Here is a 19,147-nt window from a genome sequence, read left to right on the forward strand (position 1 = left end):
GTGGCGCTTGCCATAGGCGGGAGTACGGCCATGGCCCAGCAAACAGCTGCGGTTAAAACCGACACCATTCCGTTAAAATATGGCGCCCATCGTACCGGCAACAGAAACGACGCCGACATGGAACGTTGGCGCGACTACGGCTTGGGCCAGTTTATCCACTGGGGCGTTTATGCCATTCCGGGCGGCCATTGGGAAGGCAAGAGCTACAATGGGGCGGCCGAATGGATCAGGTCATGGGGAGGCAACGGTGCGCCGGCCAATTGGAAAGAAACCTACGACAACCTGTACAAACAGTTTAATCCGGTCGATTTTGATGCCAAAAAATGGGCCAAGCAAGCCAAAGACATGGGTGCGAAATATTTGATTTTTACCACCAAGCACCACGATGGTTTTTGCTTGTGGCCGAGCAAATACACCGAATACACCATTAAAAATACCCCTTACAAAAAGGATATCGTAAAACAGGTGGTTGATGCCTATAATGCCGAAGGGATTGATGTGTACCTGTATTTTTCGATTATCGATTGGAACCATCCGGGTTACCGCAGCGCAGCGCCCAAAACCGAAAAAGACAGCTTGGCTTACGAAGATTTTAAGCAGTTTACCAAAAACCAGCTGCTCGAACTGCTCGAGCGCTATCCAAGCACCAAGGGCTTTTGGTTTGATGGCACCTGGGACCAGGCTTGGATTAAACAGGCCGGTTTTACCGATGCACTGGAAAAAGAGCTGCGCAAAATTCATCCAGGCCTCATTATTGGCAGCCGTTTCAGGGCCGACGAGAACGGCAAGCGCCATTTTGATAGCAATAATAAATTGATGGGCGATTACGAACAAGGCTGGGAGCGTAAATTGCCGGCCAGCTATGATGTGGTAGCCGGTAGAGACTGGGATTGTGTAATGACCATTCCGCCAAATCAATGGGGCTATAACTCCGACTGGAAATCGTCATATGTTAAAACCGCTTCCGATTTGAGCCAGATGCTGATGCAGGCAGTTTCGATGAATGGCAATCTGGTGATCAATTTCGGTCCCGATGGCAAGGGCAACATCAGGCCCGAAGAAGGAAATATTGCGCAGCAGTTGGGGCAATGGGTAGGCCAAAACAGTGAAGCCATCTATGGTACACGTTATGCCGGCTTGCCCAAACCTGATTATGGCTATTACACCAAAAAAGGGCAGCAGCTCTTTTTAACCGTATTCAACCAGCCGGTAAATAAGGTATTGCGCCTGGCTATTCCGCGCGATTATGCCGACGAACCTAAACAAGTAACCGTAGCCGGCAAGAAACTGTCGGTAAAACGCATAGATATGGGTATGGATCGCGATAAAAACCTGTACTACGATGTAGTCCTCCCTGATGGTTTCAACCCTAAGCAACCTTATGTTATGACCATCGACCTGGAAAAAACCAACAAAAAGCAGAGCACTTTCGGCGATGCCAAAACCTAAACCCTATATATTAATTGCAATTACTACAAAAATGATAAAAAGAATAAATTTAATACTCCTGTTGGTTATAGCTTTGTCGCCAAGTTTTGCACAGGTAAAAGACAGGGCCATGGCCGATCTGATAGACAGGCAATTTAAGCTGGCGCAGCAGCAATACCAATTGTTGGGCCAACATACACCGGCTACGCGTATGCCCCAAACCTATTATGCCGCTAAAAACAAATGGGAAAGCAGCGACACGCAATGGTGGTGCAGCGGGTTCTATCCCGGAAGTCTGTTGTATATTTACGAGTATACCAAAGATACCGCCACTTTGAGCGAAGCCAAAAAAAGGTTGGCCATACTCGAAAAGGAAAAGCATTACACCGGCAACCACGATTTGGGTTTTATGATGTATTGCAGCTTCGGCAACGCCTATCGCATCACCCATGATCCGCTTTACAGGCCTACGCTCGATACGGCGGCGGCTTCGTTGGTTACCCGCTACAGGCCCAATGCCAAAGTAATCCAGTCGTGGAATGCGAGCAAAACCTGGAAAGGACCTGTAATTATCGACAACATGATGAACCTTGAGCTGCTGCTATGGGTAAGCGAAAATGGGGGCGATCAAAAATTGAGGCAGATTGCACTGAACCATGCCGATGCAACGCTCAAAAACCATTTCCGTAAAGACTACAGCTCTTATCACGTAGTAGATTACGACATGAGCAATGGCAATGTGGTAAAAAAAGCAACTGCCCAAGGTGCTGCCGACGAATCGGCTTGGGCTAGGGGGCAGGCTTGGGGGTTGTATGGCTACACCATGATGTATCGTTTTACCAAAGACAACCGCTATTTGGAACAAGCCAAGCATATCGCCGATTTTATCCTTAAAAATCCTGCTTTGCCTGCCGATGGCATTCCGTATTGGGATTTTAATGCGCCTGATATGCCGAATACCTATCGCGATGCTTCTGCAGGCGCAATCATTGCTTCGGCATTGCTTGAACTGGGACAATACGGCAATAAAAAAGAACAGGCTTTCTATGTTGAAAATGCAAAAAAGATGCTGGTGTCCCTGTCTGATGAGCAATACACCGCCAAAGCTGGCACCAATGGCGGCTTTTTGCTGAAACACAGCGTGGGTGCCTTGCCTTCAAAATCGGAAGTTGATGTACCTTTAACCTATGCCGACTATTACTATTTAGAGGCACTTTTAAGATATAAGAACTGGTATTTATAATATGGAAAGAAGAAATTTTATCGGAACGCTCTCGTTTTCGGGTTTGTTGGCGTTCATGAGCCCAACTAAAATCATGGCCAGTGAGGCTTTGGACAAAGAAAAAACAGTTAAACCCACCGACGACAGAACCTACTGGTATCAGTTGCTTTATAAAATCGCCTATCCGGTGGTGGCTAATTTGGCCGAGGGAAAACTGAAACAGAACATGGTGGTGGTTAAGTCGCCCACCTTCGATTCGCGTTCCGCAAGCGTGACCTATTTAGAAGCCGTGGGCCGTACCTATGCTGGCATTGCACCTTGGCTGGCTTTGCCCGATGATGCGACCGCAGAAGGAAAGCAACGCAAAAAAATGAGGGATTTGGCTGTTCAGGGATTAGACAGCTGCTTTGCGCCGAACAGTCCAGATCAGCTTAATTTTGAAAAAGACTATCAGCCCATTGTCGATTCGGCCTATTTGGCACAAACTTTTTTGCGTGCTCCCGAAGCTTTGTGGAAACCGCTTAAACCAGTTACCAAACAGGCAATTGTGGCTGCATTCAAATCGTTGCGCAACCGCAAGCCCTTTAACAACAACTGGCTTTTGTTTGGCTCGATTACCGAAGCATTTTTAATGTCGATAGGCGAGCAATACGACGAAGCGCGTTTAAAACAAGGCGTAACCAAGCTTAACGAATGGTACAAAGGTGATGGCTGGTACGGCGACGGGCCAAATTTGGCTTTCGACTACTATAATTCGTTCGTTATCCACCCGATGATGGTTGATACCGTAGCTGTAATGCTGCAACACGGCATGGCAACACAGGCACAGTACGATTTGGCGCTGAAAAGAATGCAACGCTATGGCGTGGGGCAGGAGCGGATGATTTCGCCGGAAGGGACTTTTCCGCCTATCGGCCGGTCAATCACCTATAGAACTGGCAGTTTTCAGGCCTTGAGCCAGTTGGCTTTGATGAAAAAGTTGCCTCAAGACATTAAGCCTGCCCAGGTACGTTGCGCACTAACCAAGGTAAAACAGAACATGTACGAAACCAAAGGCACCTTTGACGACAAGGGCTGGTTGCAACTGGGCTTTTGTGGCAACGACCCGAACATAGCCGATTACTATACTTCTACAGGCAGCTTGTACATGGCCACCTTGTCTTTCCTGCCTCTGGGCCTGCCAGCCTCCGATCCTTTCTGGGCCGATCCGGCAACCGATTGGACTGCTAAAAAAGCCTGGAAAGGCGAACATTTCCCTAAAGATTACCATGTAGATTATTAGTCTTTTTTCGGTAGTTAAGAGATGAAGCCGCTTTATGAAAGTAAAGCGGTTTTTTGTTTGGAGCACACTTAACGATTAACCAAATATAGCCTCAAGTTGTAGCTTTAAACAATTAGTGTTATCATTGTAGCAAAATCTTACCAATGAAAAGAATAACGCTTTTGGCATTAATGAGCATGAGTGCTTTTTCGCTGCTGATCTCGTCTTGCAAGTCGAACGATGTTGAGGACGACCCGAAAGGATGTAACTATAAACTGGATATTGCCTATAAATGGTATAACACCTATACCACCATAGATACTTACAGTGACGAAAGTAGGACCAAAAAGACCGAAACCTCGGTTGTTTCTCCGGTTGGCTTTCTGAAGATCGATCCAAATGGCACTTATGAAATCGTAAATGACGATGTAGCACAAATAGGAACCTGGGAGATAAACAAAGAAACCTGCCGATTGGTGCTGGGCGATAAAGCGATTACAGCCGTAGCCGTACAATACGATATCTTAAACCTTTCGACCAAAGAATTGGTAGTTAAAAGAGCCAAGGGAGCCAAGGTTTATACCGAACATTACAAAACGGCAAATTGCCCTACCAACACCGAGCTGTCTAAACAATGGGATAACAAGAAAACATTTTATTTTCAGTACAATTCGTCAACCAATACCATTAATAACCCTTATTTGGTTTACCCAGTCGGCTATTTTAAACTCAACACCGATTTAACCTACAATGTACTGAGCGATGGTGTACCCCTCAACGGCTCTTGGAAATTAGGACAGCCTTATTGCCTGCTAGATCTCGATTTGGGCAAGCAGAATGCCAGATCTTTTGAAGTGGTTAAGCTAACTACAGATTCGTTGGTTATCTGGCGCAAAGATGCCAATACCTCATTGGCCTATCTGCAATATTATTTAAAACATTAGCCATAGCTCAGGCTAGCCATAAAAAACCCGTGCAAGACTGTACGGGTTTTTTGTTGTTCGATAAATCAAATTCTTCGGGTAAATAGGCAAGGCGATCATTAAACAATTGAAGAATCGTTTCCAGAGCAAAACAGTAATGAAGAAATTACGAAAGTCAATGAATGACGCTTTTTCTGCCTATATCGCATAGGTGTAGCGTTTTTTTATTGCTAAAACGTTTTTCTTTTGTTTTTTTGTAGACCAAAGTCTTGAGCGGTCTTTGGTTTCTCTGTGGCTTTTGCCATCTTCGCACATACGTTAACTCTCAACATGATGTCTGCTAAAGTGTATGCCCTGATGCTGTTATTGCTGGTGGGGCTCTATGCTTGCTCGCCAAATTCAACGCCAGGCAACGGCAATGCCGAGGCTGGATTGTCTATGGCCGGTAAGACTACAGGAAAATCCTTTGCCATTGTAGACCGTCTGAAGAAACTTTTTGCTATTGCCGATACCTTGCAACGCACCTACAACGAAAGCGATTCGGTTAACAAAGTCGATGAGGTTAATGAAGCTATCGCCACAACTTTAACCGCCATTCTTAACGACCCAAAAATTACCCGACAAAATATGGATAGCCTCTTGCAGGCACCCGGCTTGGGTATTGTGCATGCCGATGACAAAAAGCTCTGGCTGTTTACCTGGTTCGAGAATACGGGAGGCAGTTTCAAGAGCAATATCAGCATGGTTTATGCTAGAACGGCTTCAGGCCAAGCCATGATAACCAGCGATGGCCGCGTCGGAAACGAGCAGGAAAACCCTTTCCCTTCGTCTGGAGCATGGTTCGAAAAGATTTACAAACTAAGGTCTACAAAAGAACTTTACTTATGCATTGGTTCGGGCATTGGCTGCAATACCTGTATGTTTCAAACGGCGGTGGTGGTAGAGCTGTTGCCCGATGGCTTAAATTTTGATTATGAGGCTTTTGAAACCCCTGGCGAAGAAGTAAGTACCTATGGCGAAAACGGCCCGTCATGTTTGACCATTGGTGCCGGAAACGAAGACATAGAAGAGTTTTCCTTCGATCCAAAAACCCAAACCTTAACCATAGCATACCTAACCGACGAGATGACGCCCATTTCGCGCGGCGAAGGAGAACAACAGCGTAGGATCGTCAGAAAGCTGATCTTCAATGGCAAGCGTTTTGTAGGAAATGCCTTCAGGTAAAAGCGCTAATCGATAGCAAAAAAACAGCGGTTATTTATTTTTTTCTTACTTTTGCTTACCGCAAACAACAAACACATCAATGTAGGATCGAATTTCTTTCACGAAAAATAAGTAGGGTATCGCCTTCGGCAACCCTTGTATTTGTTCACGTTTAAAAGAAAGGAATTTATGCTTACGCTTCAAGATGTAGTTTATGCACATCCAAATAAAGATTTATTGTTCGATGGGTTGAGCCTCATCGTCAACAAACACGATAAAATTGCCCTGGTGGGCAACAATGGTACCGGAAAGTCTACTTTATTGCAAATTTTGGCTGGTCGCCTGTCGCCAACCGGCGGACAGATTCAGGTGCAAGACCAACCTTATTTGGTACCCCAGGTTTTCGGACAGTTTAATCAGTACAGTGTAGCAGAGGCCTTGGGCATTGCCCAAAAACTGGAGGCGCTGCAACAGATTTTAGCTGGCGAAGCAACGGAAGAAAACCTCAACCTGCTCGACAACGACTGGGCTTTGGAAGAACGTTGCCAAATGGCGCTTGCCCGTTGGGGGCTGAACGATATTGCCCTCACCCAAAAAATGGAAATGCTAAGCGGGGGCCAAAAAACGAAGGTCTTTTTATCCGGCATAGAAGTGCACCGCCCTGAGTTGGTATTGCTCGATGAGCCGAGCAACCACTTAGATGCCAAAAGCCGAAACCTACTTTATGAGTATATACAATCTACTAAAAATGCGCTGGTGGTGGTGAGCCATGACAGGGCCTTGCTTAAGCTGTTGCGCACGGTTTGCGAATTAAATAAACATGGCCTTGTTATGTACGGTGGCAATTACGATTTTTATGTCGAACAAAAGGATTTGGCCAGCAATGCCTTTGCACAAGATGTAAAGAACAAGGAAAAAGCCCTGCGCAAGGCTAAAGAGACCGAACGGGAAGCCATAGAAAGGCAACAGAAACTAGATGCCCGGGGCAAAAAGAAGCAAGAAACGGCCGGTTTGCCAACCATTGTGATGAACGCGCTGAAAAACAGCGCCGAAAGGAGCACCGCGCAAATGAAAGGCATACACGCCGAAAAGGTGGGGGCTATGAGGCAAGAACTGCAGCAGTTGCGCCAAAATCAGCCACAAACCGATAAAATGAAGCTTGATTTAGACCATGCGGGTTTGCATAAGGGCAAAATGTTGCTCAAGGCCCAATCTGTTAACCTGAACTGCAACGGCCGATGGTTATGGAAAGAACCGATTAACCTGCAGCTCAACAGTGGCGACCGCATGGCCATTAAAGGCAATAATGGTTCGGGAAAAACCACCTTGATTAAACTGGTTTTGGGAGAACTGCAACCTGAACAAGGTACTTTGGAAAGGACGCCGATAAAAGCCATTTACATAGATCAGGATTATTCGCTCATCAACAACGAGCTAAGCGTTTACGAGCAGGCACAGCATTTCAATACAGGTATGTTGCAAGAACATGAAGTCAAAATCCGCCTCAACCGTTTCCTGTTTGGCAAAGACGATTGGGACAAGCCCTGCCTGGCTTTAAGTGGTGGCGAAAAAATGCGGTTGATGCTTTGTACGCTAACTATTACCCACCAGGCACCCGATTTGATTGTGCTAGACGAGCCTACCAATAACCTCGATCTACAGAACATCGATATTTTAACAACAGCGATCAACGAATATAAAGGGACTTTGCTGGTAGTGTCGCATGATGAATATTTTTTGGAGCAGGTGAATATCGTCGAAAGCATCCTGTTAGAAAGATAAGATTCGGTTCGTTATGCCGAATCTTGTCTTTCCTTGATCAGGACTAGCGCTCTCTGCAAAAAGCTTTTCATTTTCAGTTGTTCCTCCACCTCCAAAATGGCCTGCATCAGGTTGTTTTGGGTATTGATCAGGTCGGCGGTGGCTGCGGTAATAACTTCCCAGGCAGGGCCCATCTGGTCAATCAGTTGTTGGCCTTTGGTACTGAGCTGCAAAAGGCGCTTACGCTCGTCGGCTTTATCTTTTTTAGAGCGGATGATTTTCTCTTTTTCCAGTTCTTTGAGTAAAGTAATGGTCGATGGATGGGTATAACCGATTTCGTTGGCGATTTCTACCACGCTCAATACGTTCTTTTTATGCAATACGTAAATAACCGGAAACCATTTGGGTTCAAAACTGATGCCCATTTCCCTGTAAATTTCAAGCCCGTCTTTGCGGATGCGGTCGCTTAGGCGCTGGAGCCTTGTGGAGAGGGCTAGAATACCAGCTTCGTCAATTACATTCATGCTTGCTTTTTTAAGTGCAGGTGATAAAAAAGGTTGTCTACCTGCATTCTCGGAAAATAAGATGGCAGCTCATCAGCTTCGATTTGCTGAAAGCCGTTGCGTTCATAAAAGCGCTGGGCGGCATTCATCTGTGCTATCGTTCCGAGGTAAATATCTGTCATATTTTTGGCTTCGCAATAAGCGATCAGCTGGTTCAGCAGGTGTTGGGCTATGCTTTTTTCCTTGCCGCGAAATTCCTTCTTCACAAACATTTTTCGGATGGCGCCCGCCTGATGGCCAATCGCAATCAATGCAATGGTGCCTATCAGCTCATCTTGATGAAATGCGCCCCAAAAATTCCCGCCTGGCTGTTGATAGTAGGTCTCAATATCCAGCAAATCGGGCTGGTCGTTAACGGTAATGGCTACATTAAATTCCTCTTGTTGTATGGGTAAAATCAGGTCAACAATCCGATTGCTATAGCCATTGTCAAGTGGTTTGATCTCTTCCTGTGTTTTCATTGTTCAAATATACGTAGTTAACTACGTATATTTGAATATAAAATCTAAATTTTATAAAAAAATATTGATCAGTGGTTTATTTTTTTGTTTTAGCAGCATTTGCTGGCTCAGGCACTACATTTTCCATCTCTACAGAAAAAATAACGCTGGCTATTTTCCATTGGCCGTCTGCCCTGATCAGGCCCCAGCTTTCCTGTCCCCAATTTTGCTTTTTGCCTTTAGACCAATAGCTATAGTTGAAGGTAATGATGGCCACGCGCTCATCGCCATCCATGCGTATGTTATAAAACTTTTCTTCTTCACCTCCGCCTTCGGCAACAATACTGCGTATAAAGCTTTGCGGACTGCTTTTGAAGTAGTTTTTGCTAAGCTTGTTGTTTTTCTTCACAAAATACTGGTGACTTTGCTCTTTGTCTACTCCAACCCAGGTTACCGGCCCATCATAAAAAAGCTTGTAAAATTTAGTGCTATCGCCTGTTTTAATGCTGGCCATAAAATCGTGCATAACCGTTTCAAGTTCTTTGCGGATTTGGGTATTGGTTTGTTGGGCTTGTGCTGCGGTGCCGGGTTGAATGCCTGCCCAAAGGCAACCGATCAAAACGCTCAAAATTCTTTTCATCTGCTTATTTTTGAAATGTAAGTTAGCGAGCAACAAAACGCAAAATGCAGCAAACAGTCGGATAGTTGTTTATCGTCGATAGAAACCGGGATATGGTCGATAAGCCGAAGGAACCTGGGTTCTGTTTTTGGACTATCATTAGCGCAAGAAACTGGCTAGCGTCACGCTTGCTTTTTGGTATCTTTGTACATGGAACACTTGTTGGATAACCCCATCTATCATGCCTTGAATTCGGCGCATGGCCAATTTGCAAAAGGAACGAAAAACGTAAGGTTTTATGAAGAAGATATCGCTTCTTTTGCTGGCCTAAGACACAATAATGAGCAAGAGTTTGATGAGCTATGCCGCATGAGCGAGGCTGGAGCTACTTATGTGGTTTTCAGTCCCGTGCAATTAGCCATCCCTGTAAAATGGAAAGTCATTGCCCATATCGATATGTTCCAATTCGTTTATGAGGCCAAGGAAGCTCCCGCTGGAAACGATATCCTTTTTGCCAATCTCGACCAACAGCATGTAGCCGAAATGATGGCTTTGGTAGAACTCACGCAACCTGGGCCCTTTAGGCAACGTACCATCGTATTGGGCAATTATACCGGTATTTTCGACAATGAAAAATTAGTTGCCATGGCTGGGCACCGCTTTAATCCTACACCTTACACCGAAGTAAGTGCGGTATGCACTCACCCCGATTATTTGGGCAAAGGCTATGCCTATGAGCTCATCCGCGAGCAGCTCAAAAGAATATTGGCCAAAGGCGAAATCCCCTTCCTGCATGTAAGAAATGATAATGCCGGTGCCATTAAGCTCTACGAAAAACTGGGCTTTCGCAACAGAGGCGAGATGTTTGCCTATGTCATCAGGAAGGAGTGGAACTGATTCTGTTAAGCGCTCCTATTTCAAGAGCTTTGGCCACACGATGCCAGCCTGGGGTATCGTATAGTTAAAGCCACAATTTTTTTAATTTCTATTGTTGCTTTGTGAAATTTCAGGGCAAACGGCATCATCGTTGCAAAAGCTTTAACAGTTTTTGTTAAAGCATGTTAAAATTTCTAAGCCCTCCATTCAAACTCATAATTTCATGTGATGAAAATTTTCTGTACGCTTTTATTTTTATGCTGTGCCTGCACTGCATTTCCGCAAACGGTACTCATCAAAGGAACAGCAAGCGATACCTCCGCCAGATATAACGAGTTTAATGCCGTACGGGTAATCTTAAACGATACATTGAGGAAATGGAGCAGTGCAAATTCGGCAACGATTTCGTCCTTGAGCAAGAAGTATAAAAAAGACAGCATCGCCCAATACCTCAAACGGCTGGATTGGGAAATGAAAATGTTTAATGGATTAAGTCAGGACACCAATTTGGTGGTGAAAACAAAACCCGATAGGACATTCCAAATCAAAGCCGATCTGAAAGACAGTCTGTTTTTTAGTGCCCATAGGTATATAACCCAAAAGTATGCTGTGGCCGATTTGGTAAAGATGGATAAAATAGCTATTCGATTGGCGCCTCAAATTTGCATTGAACTTGAAAAATGCAATGATAAAAACCCTAAGCATTATGTCGTTATTGCCGAAAAGATAGAGGTCAAGCGAATTGATCCTTATTACTGTGGCAACTTGGTCTCTTTTGATGGACAGTATGTGTCAAAGTATAAACTGTTAAAAACCATGTATGGCACTGTCTTGCCAGACACGATTAACTTTACGGCTTTTGACCATTATGGTAAACCAAAGTTTTCCGATTATAAATATGTGATGCTCTTTTTAAGTGAGTATTGTGGCAAACTCTATCATGAAAAGTACCAGTTTTTTGATGTTTACCCAACAAAAGACGGTCGTTGGGCAAGGCCTGGAGATCCATATCGTTATGATAAACATTGGCAAAAAGATATTCAAGCCGTAGAACTGAATTTCAAGGATAATTTGTCTTTTGATATTGAAGACGAGTATGAACACGTAATTAAAGAAAAATATCCTAGGCCTTATTTTCGCATTACCAAGAATAAAGCTTTTCCCCTAACTGGGGTTTATGCCGAGGAGCTACTTGAAATTAAGAAAGATGGGGTGTTAAAAGCAAGAAATATTGAACTGAAGTAAATTCGTTTCCTTTTAAGCTTTTCTAACGCAAAAAAGCCGAGCATTAGCCCGGCTTTTTTAACAAATAAATCAAGCAACCGACTAGCGTAATTTTAGCGTTTTGCCAGCAATATCTTCCCAACGGTAATAGTGGAAAGTCTTGTCGTCGCTCATGGCCACAAATAAGCCATGCTTAAAGGTGTCGTTCAATGGAATGTTGACCACCTCAGAACCGTCGCTTTGGCGTGCCTGTACATCGGCTATTTTGAGTAGTTTATGTTCGAAAGGGTCTTTACTGGTTCCCTCTCTGCTAAAAATCTGGAAGCGGTTGGCGCCTTGGTCTGATACGAGAATATAGCCCGTGCTATCGGTCAGTTTGTAGATAGAGATGCCTTCATGGTCGGCCTGAAAGCCGGTGGTGCCAAAAATAGCCAACTGTTTGTCGCCTTTGGCAGGGTCGGCATAGTATTGACGTACGCCAGTTTGCTCGTCCGAATAATAAACGTAACCTAATTCGTTGTCTACCGCAATGGCTTCGATTTCTTTTTTGCCACTGTACTCGCCGAATTTGCGCGCCAAAGTAGCCTTTACATGGCCAGTTCCATCATCTTCCAACAGGTATTGCCACAGGTAGCCACCAGTTTTTGGACCATTTTTACGGCCTACAATGGCGTACATTTTGCCGTCTTTGCTGGTGTAGATGGCAATGCCCATCAAATCGCGGTATTCGGGGCCGGTTTCACCTACAAAAACATCAATCCCGCCTTTGTCTACCGGCTTCATGTCGGGCAACGAAAAGATGCGCAGCTTATGGGTCATGCGTTCGGTAGCAATGGCAATATCGGTAGGCTTGCCGTTCAATAACAGACCGTAAGCCAAATCAACATTGTTGGGTCTTTTTAGTCCCCTTACCACTTTGTCGGCTATTATTTTGCCTTTCAGGTCGAAAACATAAAGTGCGCCATCTGCGTCTTTATCGGTTCCGATGATCAAGCTTTGCGCAGGGTCGGCCTTGTTGATCCAGATCGCAGGATCGTCGGTATCATATTTAACAGGTTCGGTAATAATAACCGGCTTAATGCTGTTCGTTGTGTCGGTGCTGTTGGTTTTGCAGGCCGCCAATAGCAGCAAAGCCGGCCATAAAGTAAAGTTCAGTTTATTCAAATTCATTGGTTACAGTTTAATGCCATAAGCACCTACAAAGGTAGAAGGCTCTGGAGATATGTAAGTAATGCCATTGGCCATGGTAAGACCTGCCTTATGGTGACGGGTAAAATTGGTAGTTCCCTTGGTCAGGGCCGGTGAGTTTCCTTGCAGGTGGAAATCCCAGGCGGTATTGAAATCGGGGCTGGTTACCAAATTGTTGAGCGGATAATTTACAAATTTCGGATCGTTGTCGCCAGCTTTGGTGCTGATTACATCGTTGGTGCCACCGATCACATCGCCACTTGGCTGAAATTGGTTTACCGTAGTTTGGTCGTAGCCATAATACCAGTTGTTGGTGTATACCGAGCGTTTGTCTTCCGGGTTTTTAGGGTCTCTTTTCACACCAAAACGGGTATTGGCAAACAGGTTGTTGTACAGGTCGGCACGGACGGTACTTTCTAGCCAAACCGAGCCTCCTTTGGCGGTAGGCCTGCGCCAGCCGGTGTTTACCATGGTATTGTTGTAGGCAATAATGTAGGTCTGTGGTGTTCTGTCGCCACTGTTGGAGAGCTTGAGTGCGTTGGTATTGGTGCTGTAAACCAAATTGTAGGCTATATCGGCCAAACAACCCGATTTAAAGTTCATGGCTTCGCCACCCGTTACGCCCGTGGTATAGAATACGTTGTTGGCGAAGATGATTTTGCCACCCTCAATATAGGTACAGTCTTCTTGTAGGTTACGGAAAATGCTGTTGGTTACCACCAGTTTACCTTTTACGTTCGAGAACCAAAGCGCAGGCAGGTTTTCGCCAGCTTTGTTTTTGTAAAGCCCCATTTTTACCGACGTAGAGGCGTCGGAGGTGGTAGAACCGCCATATTCGATTATGGTGTGGTCTAATACGAGTTCGGCACAGGTAGGCGCGGCCAAAATGCCGCCCCATAGCTTGCCGAATTTTTTGGCTGCGGTTTTATAAAACTCGTTAACGGTAAATTTGATTGGATTTTCGGCTGTGCCCAAGGCGTAAAGATTTCCCTTTACGATGATTTCGGGCTTGGCAATCGTATCCATCAATACGGTAACCCCTTCTTCAATGGTGAGGCTTTTGCCTTCAGGGATGATGATGTCGCCTTTGATAACCTGCGTGCTTCCCTTGGCCCACACTCCCGAAACTTCGCCAATGGCCGATCCGTTGCCGGGTGTGGTATCTACATCAATATTTGCCTTTTCGCAACCTGCCATAGCCAGGGCCAAGAGCAAGAAGAGGTTAAGAATCTGTTTAAATTTCATTGCTTTTAAATTTGATGGTTTGTAATCAATTAGTTGAGTTTATAGCGAACGCCAATCAGGTAGCTTTGACCGTAATTGTCGTTTCTGATTAATGTATGACCGTTACTAATTAGCTCTTCCTTGATTTTTTCGTTCTCGGGGTTGGTGCCTTTGATGAAGAGCTTGGTAGGGGTGTTTAGCAAGTTGCCGGCTTTGATAAAGGCGCTGATGCCATGCTTGAAACGCTTTTCGGCCGAAAGATCCATCTGGATAAAGCCTTGTTGCCAAAGATCGTTGTTGAGGAACTGCGATACCGTGTTGATGCGCGGCCCCGTGTAGGCACCTGCCAATTGCACATCCCATCCTTTTTTAGTGTCTTTGTATAATAAGGAAAGGTTGGCAATATGCTCTGACTGACCGTACAATGGCCTCGACTGATCAACCGAAACAGCTTTGATATCGCCGGTAACTGCATCTCGCTGACGAGAAGTTTTGGGTGTGGTAATTCTCGAATGCGTGTAGGTATAGTTGGCCTTAATCCCAATTTTGTGGAAGAATTTGATGTAATCCAGCTCTGCGCCATAATTTTTGGCATTGCCAAAGTTACCCGGACTGTAGTAGATGTCTTGTCCGCGGGTAGCATCTGGCTGAAAAGTATATTCGATTGGGTTTTTGATGTTTTTGTAAAAGACGCCCACCAACAATTGTTCGGATGCACCCGGAAACAGTTCGTAGCGCAAGTCGAAGTTGTCGGCCAAAGCGCGTTTCAGGTTCGGATTGCCACGTTCCTGGTACTCCTCATTCACCACCTTGCTCGGTACAATTTCGTAAAATCCAGGACGGTTTAGCGCCTTGTAGTACGAAGCATGTAGCTGTGCTTTTTCGGTGAGGTGATATTTCAAGGTCAAGCTTGGCAATACATCAGTGTAAGATTGGTTGCCTGTTGGTTTGCTTTCTCCGGCCGGAAACAACAATTGATAACCCTGGTTGGTATGTTCTATCCTGGCGCCGCCGGTTACCTGCCATTGGTTAAGGCTAAAGTTCAGCATGCCATAGCCGGCGCTAATTTTTTCGTTCGCGTCGTAAGTTAAGGGATTGCTTACTGCACCCGTGGGGTTGCTTACCACCAGATTGAGATCGGTGTAGTTTTGGAAATCCTTACCATAAACCAGGCCTGCATTGGCTGCGGTAGGTGCAAGGGTGTAATTGTTAAAGAAGCTGCTTCTTTGCTTGTCGCGGTAAAGTCCGCCAGCCGTGAAATCAACTTGGGTGCCTGCAATGGTTGCGGTGTAGGTTAAATCGAGATAACCAGCCTTATCTTCGTCCGTGTTACGTTCCCAACGACGGTTAACCGGAGCGGTGTTAACCAGGCTTAAGCGACTAGCCACAAAGTTCTTTTCGATGCCGTTCAGGCTGATCGTGGTATTGTCTGGCACTTCGTTTCGTGCCGATGAGTATACCGCCGACCATTGTACCTTGAATTTGTTGGCGAAGAATTTGTGATCGCCATGCAAGGTGCTGTTGTAGATTTCCTGTTGCGTTAAACGACTGCGGGTGTTGTACACCAGTTCGGCATTGCCATTGGCTGGATCATAAACGCCATTGTAGGTGGTGCTCACGCCCTCGCGCAGCTGCTTGTTTTTAAGGTTAACATAAAAATTGTAAAGACTGATTTTGTTGTTTTGGTCAAAAATATAGTCAACCTTGCCGTGCAGGCCCAAGCGGGTTTGCTGCTCCGAATATTGGCGGTAGTCTTTGCTGGTAATTACCGCATACTGGTCGGTACCAGTTACAGCCGAATTGTAGAACGTACTGTTGCTGCCACGGTAGGTGTTTTGATAGCTTCCGGCAACAATTACGCCCAGTTTACCGTCTAAAAAGCGCTGACCAATAGAGAGGCTGCCTATAAGGTTCGGCGCCGGATTTTTGGCCGTATAATCAAGTGTTCCTTTGCTAAAGTCGGCTTGCGTGGCGTTATAGGTTCTGCCCTGCAGTTCGTATGGCGATTTGCTGTTGCTGCTGGCCGAATTGAAACTGGTAAACTTGCGGTCGAAGAACAGCTGATTATAGCCCGTAGCCAAATTGGCGTTAATTTGGAAGTGGTTTGGCGCATTTTTCATCACCATATTTACCGCCCCGCCAATGGCATCGCCTTCAAGGTTCGGGGTTAGGGTTTTGTAGACCTCGAGCCTGTCTAACAAATCTGACGGAAAAAGGTCGAGCGGCACATAGCGGTATTTGTTGTCCGGACTTGGAATTTTAACGCCGTTTACCAAAGTGTAGTTGTAGCGTTTGTCCATGCCACGCAAAATGGCGTATTGGCCATCGCCGTTGCTATTGCGTTCAACCGAAATACCCGATACCCGTTGGATCACGTTGGCTACGGTTAGGTCGGGCGAAATTTCTATGGCCTTGGCCGAAACGATGTTCATCACCTGATTGGCGTTTTGCTCTATCCTGCGGGCTTCGTTTTCGTTGTTGCCATTGCCTACGCCCTTAATGGTTACCTCGCCCAGTATTTTAGAGGCGGGCTCCATGTAGATTTTAACATGCGGATTGTCTTCGCCTAAAATGTTGATATCCTGGCTTACGGTGGTGTAGGTAAGGTAAGAGATCCGCAACACGGTTTTGCCTGGTTTTACGTCTTTCAGCTCAAATGAACCATCGAGGCCTGTAGTGGTTGCCCTGCCGGTATTTTCGAGCACTACGGTTGCGCCAACGATGGCTTCGCCGGTTTGCTTGTCGTAAACATGTCCCTTTAATTTGGTGGCATTGGCTATGCCGGCCAAAAATAACAGGGGGAAAAGAAGTTTTAAAAATTTGCTCATTTGCTTTGCGTTAAGTCAAGGATTTTAAATGACGCCGCAAAGATGTGGAGGCAATCGGTTAGGAGTGAAATCTGAAGAGTTACAAAAAGGCAACAGCGTTACCAATACCGTAAACCAGAAAGCAACAATATTTATTAAGTAACTGATTTTTAATCAATTATGTTTTATTTAAACCTCCGTTATCATTTTATTACCGTTACATTAAGCAAATGTTAAGCGCTGCAAAGCCGAAAAAATAATAGCTAAAAATATCAGATGGCTTGTATGAAAGCAGTAAGGTTGTCGCCTTGCGGAATGTTCAGTTTTTTTCTTAACCGGTAGCGCGAAACGCGGAGGCTGTCGGTAGAAATGCCGAGCAGAATAGCAATGTCTGTTGATTCGAGATTGATCTTTAACAAGGAAACCAATCGGAGGTCGGCCGCGGTCAATTCGTTGCTGTAGGCTTTGAGCTTGTCGAAAAAACTTTGGTGTACCTTTTCAAAGGCGGCGGTAAATTCCTTCCAGTATTGCTCATGGCTAAAGCTGTCGTTAATCTGGTTAATGAGTTGTTGCATCTGTTTTTTCTGGTCGCGTTTGTCGTCTTTAACCATTAATTGCAGCTTGTTGCGTAGTTCTTCGAGAAATTTGTTGTGCTTAATCAGGTTGAGGGTGTGGGTGGAAAGTTCCTTGCTCTTGATGTCGAGCTCCTGTTTCAGATTTTCGTCTTCCAGTTGCTGGGTTTTTAGTTCCAGTTGTACCAGTTCATGTTCTACTTCCCGTTGGCGGGCCAAAACCTTTTGGTCTTTGAGCTTGAGGCGTTGCCGGCTGAAAATAACGATACCGAGGATAATCAATAAAATTACCACAATCACCACAGCCACCGTGATGATGCGGTTTACTTTTCGGCTGTTGTTGAGACGGGCAATCTCATCGCTTTTTTTGTTGATGTCGTACAACACCTGCAAAAATGAGGTTTGGTTAACCGCTTCCTTAGAATAAACTTCGAGCGAATATTTCCGGCTCAGTTCGGCATAATAATAGGCGCTGTCCATGCGGTTCATCAGCTCGTAGGCCTTGCCCAGGTCTTTGCTGCACGAAGCCAATTGGTAAATATTGTCGTTTTGCAGGGCCAGGTCATACGCCTGTTTTGAGCGCGCGATACTGGCGGCATATTGGCCTGTTTTTCTTAGGATATCGCCTAAATTATTGAGTACTTCTATGCTACCAACTTCGTTATGGTCTAATTTGTATAGCTCGAGCGAGTGCGCGAAGCTGGCGTGCGCCGAGTCGTATTTGGCCAGATCTTCGTAAATGCTGCCTAGGTTTTCGTAAATCTTGGCAATGCCCTGCTTGTAATTGGTCAATTTGTATTGCTCGAGGGCCAAATGCTGATAATAAAAAGCGCTGTCGTATTGTTGGCGCTTTTCGTACAAGTGGCCTATGTTGCCTAAAATCTGGGCTTGCCCCTTTAAGTTTCCGGTTTGTTGGTACAAGGCCAAGGCTTTGTTGTACTGCGCACGCGATTTGTCGAGCTGTTTGTTGTAATAATAAAGCACTCCTATTTCGCCCAGGTTGGCGGCCAATAAATCGCGTTGGTTATGGGTAGAGAATAGCTTATCGGCATGCAGGTAAAATTCGAGCGCCTGTGCATAGTGCCCCTGGTTGTAGCATACTTTGCCCATTTGTTGCAGGCACAAGGCCTCAGCCAGCTCATTGTTTTCGGCCAATGCCTTGGCATGCAGTTTTTTGAGGATGATCAGTGCGGTATCGGGATGCTTTTGGCTGATGGACTGTATGCTTGCAAAGTCTGTCGACTGTGCCCGCAAAAGTTGGGGTACGCCAAGTAGGGCCATCAGAAAACAAAACAACAAAGGTACTTTTGCCATACGCCAAAAAGCAGGTTTACAATCTTCAAATAAACCAACTTCATGTTAACTCAATGTTACCTCGGTGCGTGTATTTTAAACTTTAGGCCTTTAAGCCTCATGAATGTTTCTTCCTTTACGCCAATTAATTAGATAGCCGTGATGGAATATGAGGATAACAATCCCTAAATTGGCCAAAAATTTAATACATGATTGCACACCACGTTTTATTCTGGCTAAAAGCCGATACCAGCGACGAACAGAAAGCGGCTTTTTTAAAGGGCCTGCAAACGCTTGAACAGATCGAAGTTGTAAAAAACTATCATATTGGCACGCCTGCGCCTATTGAAAGAGCCGTAGTTGATACCACTTATACCTTCAGCCTGGTTCTTTTTTTCGAGGATTTGGCTGCGCATGATGTTTATCAGGTGCATCCGGTACACAAAGTCTTTTTAGACGAATTCCGCATTTTCTTTGAAAAAGTAGTCATTTACGATGCGCAGAACTAAGCCCTAACTGCTCAATGAATCAAAAGGCCTCAGC

At 45.3% G+C, this 19,147-nt stretch carries 17 protein-coding genes; 9 read left to right on the plus strand and 8 right to left on the minus strand.

The annotated features are described in order from the left end of the window. From AC6H1S_RS01945 to AC6H1S_RS01970, 6 genes are all read left to right on the plus strand, one after another. Entirely contained in the window at positions 1-1,449 is a 1,449-nt protein-coding gene (locus AC6H1S_RS01945; RefSeq protein ID WP_497564927.1) for an alpha-L-fucosidase, read from the plus strand. Positions 1,450-1,480: 31 nt separating this feature from the next. Then, the gene (locus AC6H1S_RS01950) at positions 1,481-2,671 is read left to right on the plus strand and encodes a glycoside hydrolase family 88 protein (RefSeq protein WP_199140082.1); all 1,191 of its coding nucleotides are present in this window, start codon (positions 1,481-1,483) and stop codon (positions 2,669-2,671) included. Between the two features lies 1 nt (position 2,672). Continuing rightward, positions 2,673-3,932: a DUF2264 domain-containing protein gene (locus AC6H1S_RS01955; RefSeq protein ID WP_497564928.1), complete on the plus strand. Its 1,260-nt coding sequence runs from the start codon at positions 2,673-2,675 to the stop codon at positions 3,930-3,932. A 143-nt stretch (positions 3,933-4,075) separates the two neighbouring features. Further along, positions 4,076-4,855, plus strand: a complete 780-nt coding sequence (locus AC6H1S_RS01960) for a hypothetical protein (protein ID WP_497564929.1) — start codon at positions 4,076-4,078, stop codon at positions 4,853-4,855. Positions 4,856-5,164: 309 nt separating this feature from the next. Beyond that, entirely contained in the window at positions 5,165-6,058 is an 894-nt protein-coding gene (locus AC6H1S_RS01965) for a hypothetical protein (protein ID WP_497564930.1), read from the plus strand. Positions 6,059-6,226: 168 nt separating this feature from the next. Then, the gene (locus AC6H1S_RS01970) at positions 6,227-7,819 is read left to right on the plus strand and encodes an ABC-F family ATP-binding cassette domain-containing protein (RefSeq protein WP_497564931.1); all 1,593 of its coding nucleotides are present in this window, start codon (positions 6,227-6,229) and stop codon (positions 7,817-7,819) included. 11 nt (positions 7,820-7,830) lie between these two features. Here the strand turns inward: AC6H1S_RS01970 and AC6H1S_RS01975 are convergent, their stop codons facing one another. The 3 genes from AC6H1S_RS01975 to AC6H1S_RS01985 form a co-directional block, all read right to left on the minus strand. Beyond that, positions 7,831-8,322 (minus strand): MarR family winged helix-turn-helix transcriptional regulator, encoded by a 492-nt coding sequence (locus AC6H1S_RS01975; RefSeq protein ID WP_199140072.1) that lies wholly within the window; start codon positions 8,320-8,322, stop codon positions 7,831-7,833. Further along, on the minus strand, positions 8,319-8,822 hold the full coding sequence (locus AC6H1S_RS01980) for a GNAT family N-acetyltransferase (RefSeq protein ID WP_497564932.1): 504 nt from the start codon (positions 8,820-8,822) through the stop codon (positions 8,319-8,321). Before AC6H1S_RS01980 ends, AC6H1S_RS01975 begins: the two co-directional genes overlap by 4 nt. A 76-nt stretch (positions 8,823-8,898) precedes the next feature. After that, positions 8,899-9,441 (minus strand): hypothetical protein, encoded by a 543-nt coding sequence (locus AC6H1S_RS01985; RefSeq protein WP_199140068.1) that lies wholly within the window; start codon positions 9,439-9,441, stop codon positions 8,899-8,901. 189 nt (positions 9,442-9,630) lie between these two features. Here AC6H1S_RS01985 and AC6H1S_RS01990 point away from each other — a divergent pair, with 189 nt between their 5' ends. Then, positions 9,631-10,317, plus strand: a complete 687-nt coding sequence (locus tag AC6H1S_RS01990; protein WP_497564933.1) for a GNAT family N-acetyltransferase — start codon at positions 9,631-9,633, stop codon at positions 10,315-10,317. A gap of 200 nt (positions 10,318-10,517) precedes the next feature. Here AC6H1S_RS01990 and AC6H1S_RS01995 read toward each other — a convergent pair whose 3' ends face one another. Next, positions 10,518-10,751, minus strand: a complete 234-nt coding sequence (locus AC6H1S_RS01995) for a hypothetical protein (protein ID WP_497564934.1) — start codon at positions 10,749-10,751, stop codon at positions 10,518-10,520. Between the two features lie 16 nt (positions 10,752-10,767). Between AC6H1S_RS01995 and AC6H1S_RS02000 the strand changes: the two genes are divergently transcribed. Continuing rightward, positions 10,768-11,541: a hypothetical protein gene (locus AC6H1S_RS02000; RefSeq protein ID WP_497564935.1), complete on the plus strand. Its 774-nt coding sequence runs from the start codon at positions 10,768-10,770 to the stop codon at positions 11,539-11,541. An 81-nt stretch (positions 11,542-11,622) separates the two neighbouring features. Here the strand turns inward: AC6H1S_RS02000 and AC6H1S_RS02005 are convergent, their stop codons facing one another. The 4 genes from AC6H1S_RS02005 to AC6H1S_RS02020 form a co-directional block, all read right to left on the minus strand. Next, positions 11,623-12,690 carry a phytase gene (locus AC6H1S_RS02005; protein ID WP_497564936.1) on the minus strand — a complete coding sequence of 356 codons (1,068 nt, stop codon included), beginning with the start codon at positions 12,688-12,690 and terminating at the stop codon, positions 11,623-11,625. A 3-nt stretch (positions 12,691-12,693) separates the two neighbouring features. After that, positions 12,694-13,953, minus strand: a complete 1,260-nt coding sequence (locus AC6H1S_RS02010; protein ID WP_497564937.1) for a right-handed parallel beta-helix repeat-containing protein — start codon at positions 13,951-13,953, stop codon at positions 12,694-12,696. A gap of 29 nt (positions 13,954-13,982) precedes the next feature. Further along, entirely contained in the window at positions 13,983-16,760 is a 2,778-nt protein-coding gene (locus AC6H1S_RS02015) for a TonB-dependent receptor (RefSeq protein ID WP_497564938.1), read from the minus strand. Between the two features lie 251 nt (positions 16,761-17,011). Beyond that, complete coding sequence (locus AC6H1S_RS02020) at positions 17,012-18,625, minus strand: helix-turn-helix transcriptional regulator (RefSeq protein WP_497564939.1); 1,614 nt, start codon at positions 18,623-18,625, stop codon at positions 17,012-17,014. Positions 18,626-18,813: 188 nt separating this feature from the next. Here AC6H1S_RS02020 and AC6H1S_RS02025 point away from each other — a divergent pair, with 188 nt between their 5' ends. Next, on the plus strand, positions 18,814-19,113 hold the full coding sequence (locus AC6H1S_RS02025) for a Dabb family protein (protein ID WP_199140554.1): 300 nt from the start codon (positions 18,814-18,816) through the stop codon (positions 19,111-19,113). Positions 19,114-19,147 lie beyond the last annotated feature (34 nt).

The organism is Pedobacter sp. TM02 (assembly GCF_059705275.1).

Coding starts and splice junctions, on each gene's coding strand:
- AC6H1S_RS01985 (WP_199140068.1), bottom strand. CDS start 9,441: ATGAAAAGAATTTTGAGCGTTTTGATCGGTTGCCTTTGGGCAGGCATT.
- AC6H1S_RS02015 (WP_497564938.1), bottom strand. CDS start 16,760: ATGAGCAAATTTTTAAAACTTCTTTTCCCCCTGTTATTTTTGGCCGGC.
- AC6H1S_RS02005 (WP_497564936.1), bottom strand. CDS start 12,690: ATGAATTTGAATAAACTGAACTTTACTTTATGGCCGGCTTTGCTGCTA.
- AC6H1S_RS01975 (WP_199140072.1), bottom strand. CDS start 8,322: ATGAATGTAATTGACGAAGCTGGTATTCTAGCCCTCTCCACAAGGCTC.
- AC6H1S_RS02025 (WP_199140554.1), top strand. CDS start 18,814: ATGATTGCACACCACGTTTTATTCTGGCTAAAAGCCGATACCAGCGAC.
- AC6H1S_RS01950 (WP_199140082.1), top strand. CDS start 1,481: ATGATAAAAAGAATAAATTTAATACTCCTGTTGGTTATAGCTTTGTCG.
- AC6H1S_RS01960 (WP_497564929.1), top strand. CDS start 4,076: ATGAAAAGAATAACGCTTTTGGCATTAATGAGCATGAGTGCTTTTTCG.
- AC6H1S_RS02020 (WP_497564939.1), bottom strand. CDS start 18,625: ATGGCAAAAGTACCTTTGTTGTTTTGTTTTCTGATGGCCCTACTTGGC.
- AC6H1S_RS02010 (WP_497564937.1), bottom strand. CDS start 13,953: ATGAAATTTAAACAGATTCTTAACCTCTTCTTGCTCTTGGCCCTGGCT.
- AC6H1S_RS01970 (WP_497564931.1), top strand. CDS start 6,227: ATGCTTACGCTTCAAGATGTAGTTTATGCACATCCAAATAAAGATTTA.
- AC6H1S_RS02000 (WP_497564935.1), top strand. CDS start 10,768: ATGAAAATGTTTAATGGATTAAGTCAGGACACCAATTTGGTGGTGAAA.
- AC6H1S_RS01965 (WP_497564930.1), top strand. CDS start 5,165: ATGATGTCTGCTAAAGTGTATGCCCTGATGCTGTTATTGCTGGTGGGG.
- AC6H1S_RS01980 (WP_497564932.1), bottom strand. CDS start 8,822: ATGAAAACACAGGAAGAGATCAAACCACTTGACAATGGCTATAGCAAT.
- AC6H1S_RS01955 (WP_497564928.1), top strand. CDS start 2,673: ATGGAAAGAAGAAATTTTATCGGAACGCTCTCGTTTTCGGGTTTGTTG.
- AC6H1S_RS01990 (WP_497564933.1), top strand. CDS start 9,631: ATGGAACACTTGTTGGATAACCCCATCTATCATGCCTTGAATTCGGCG.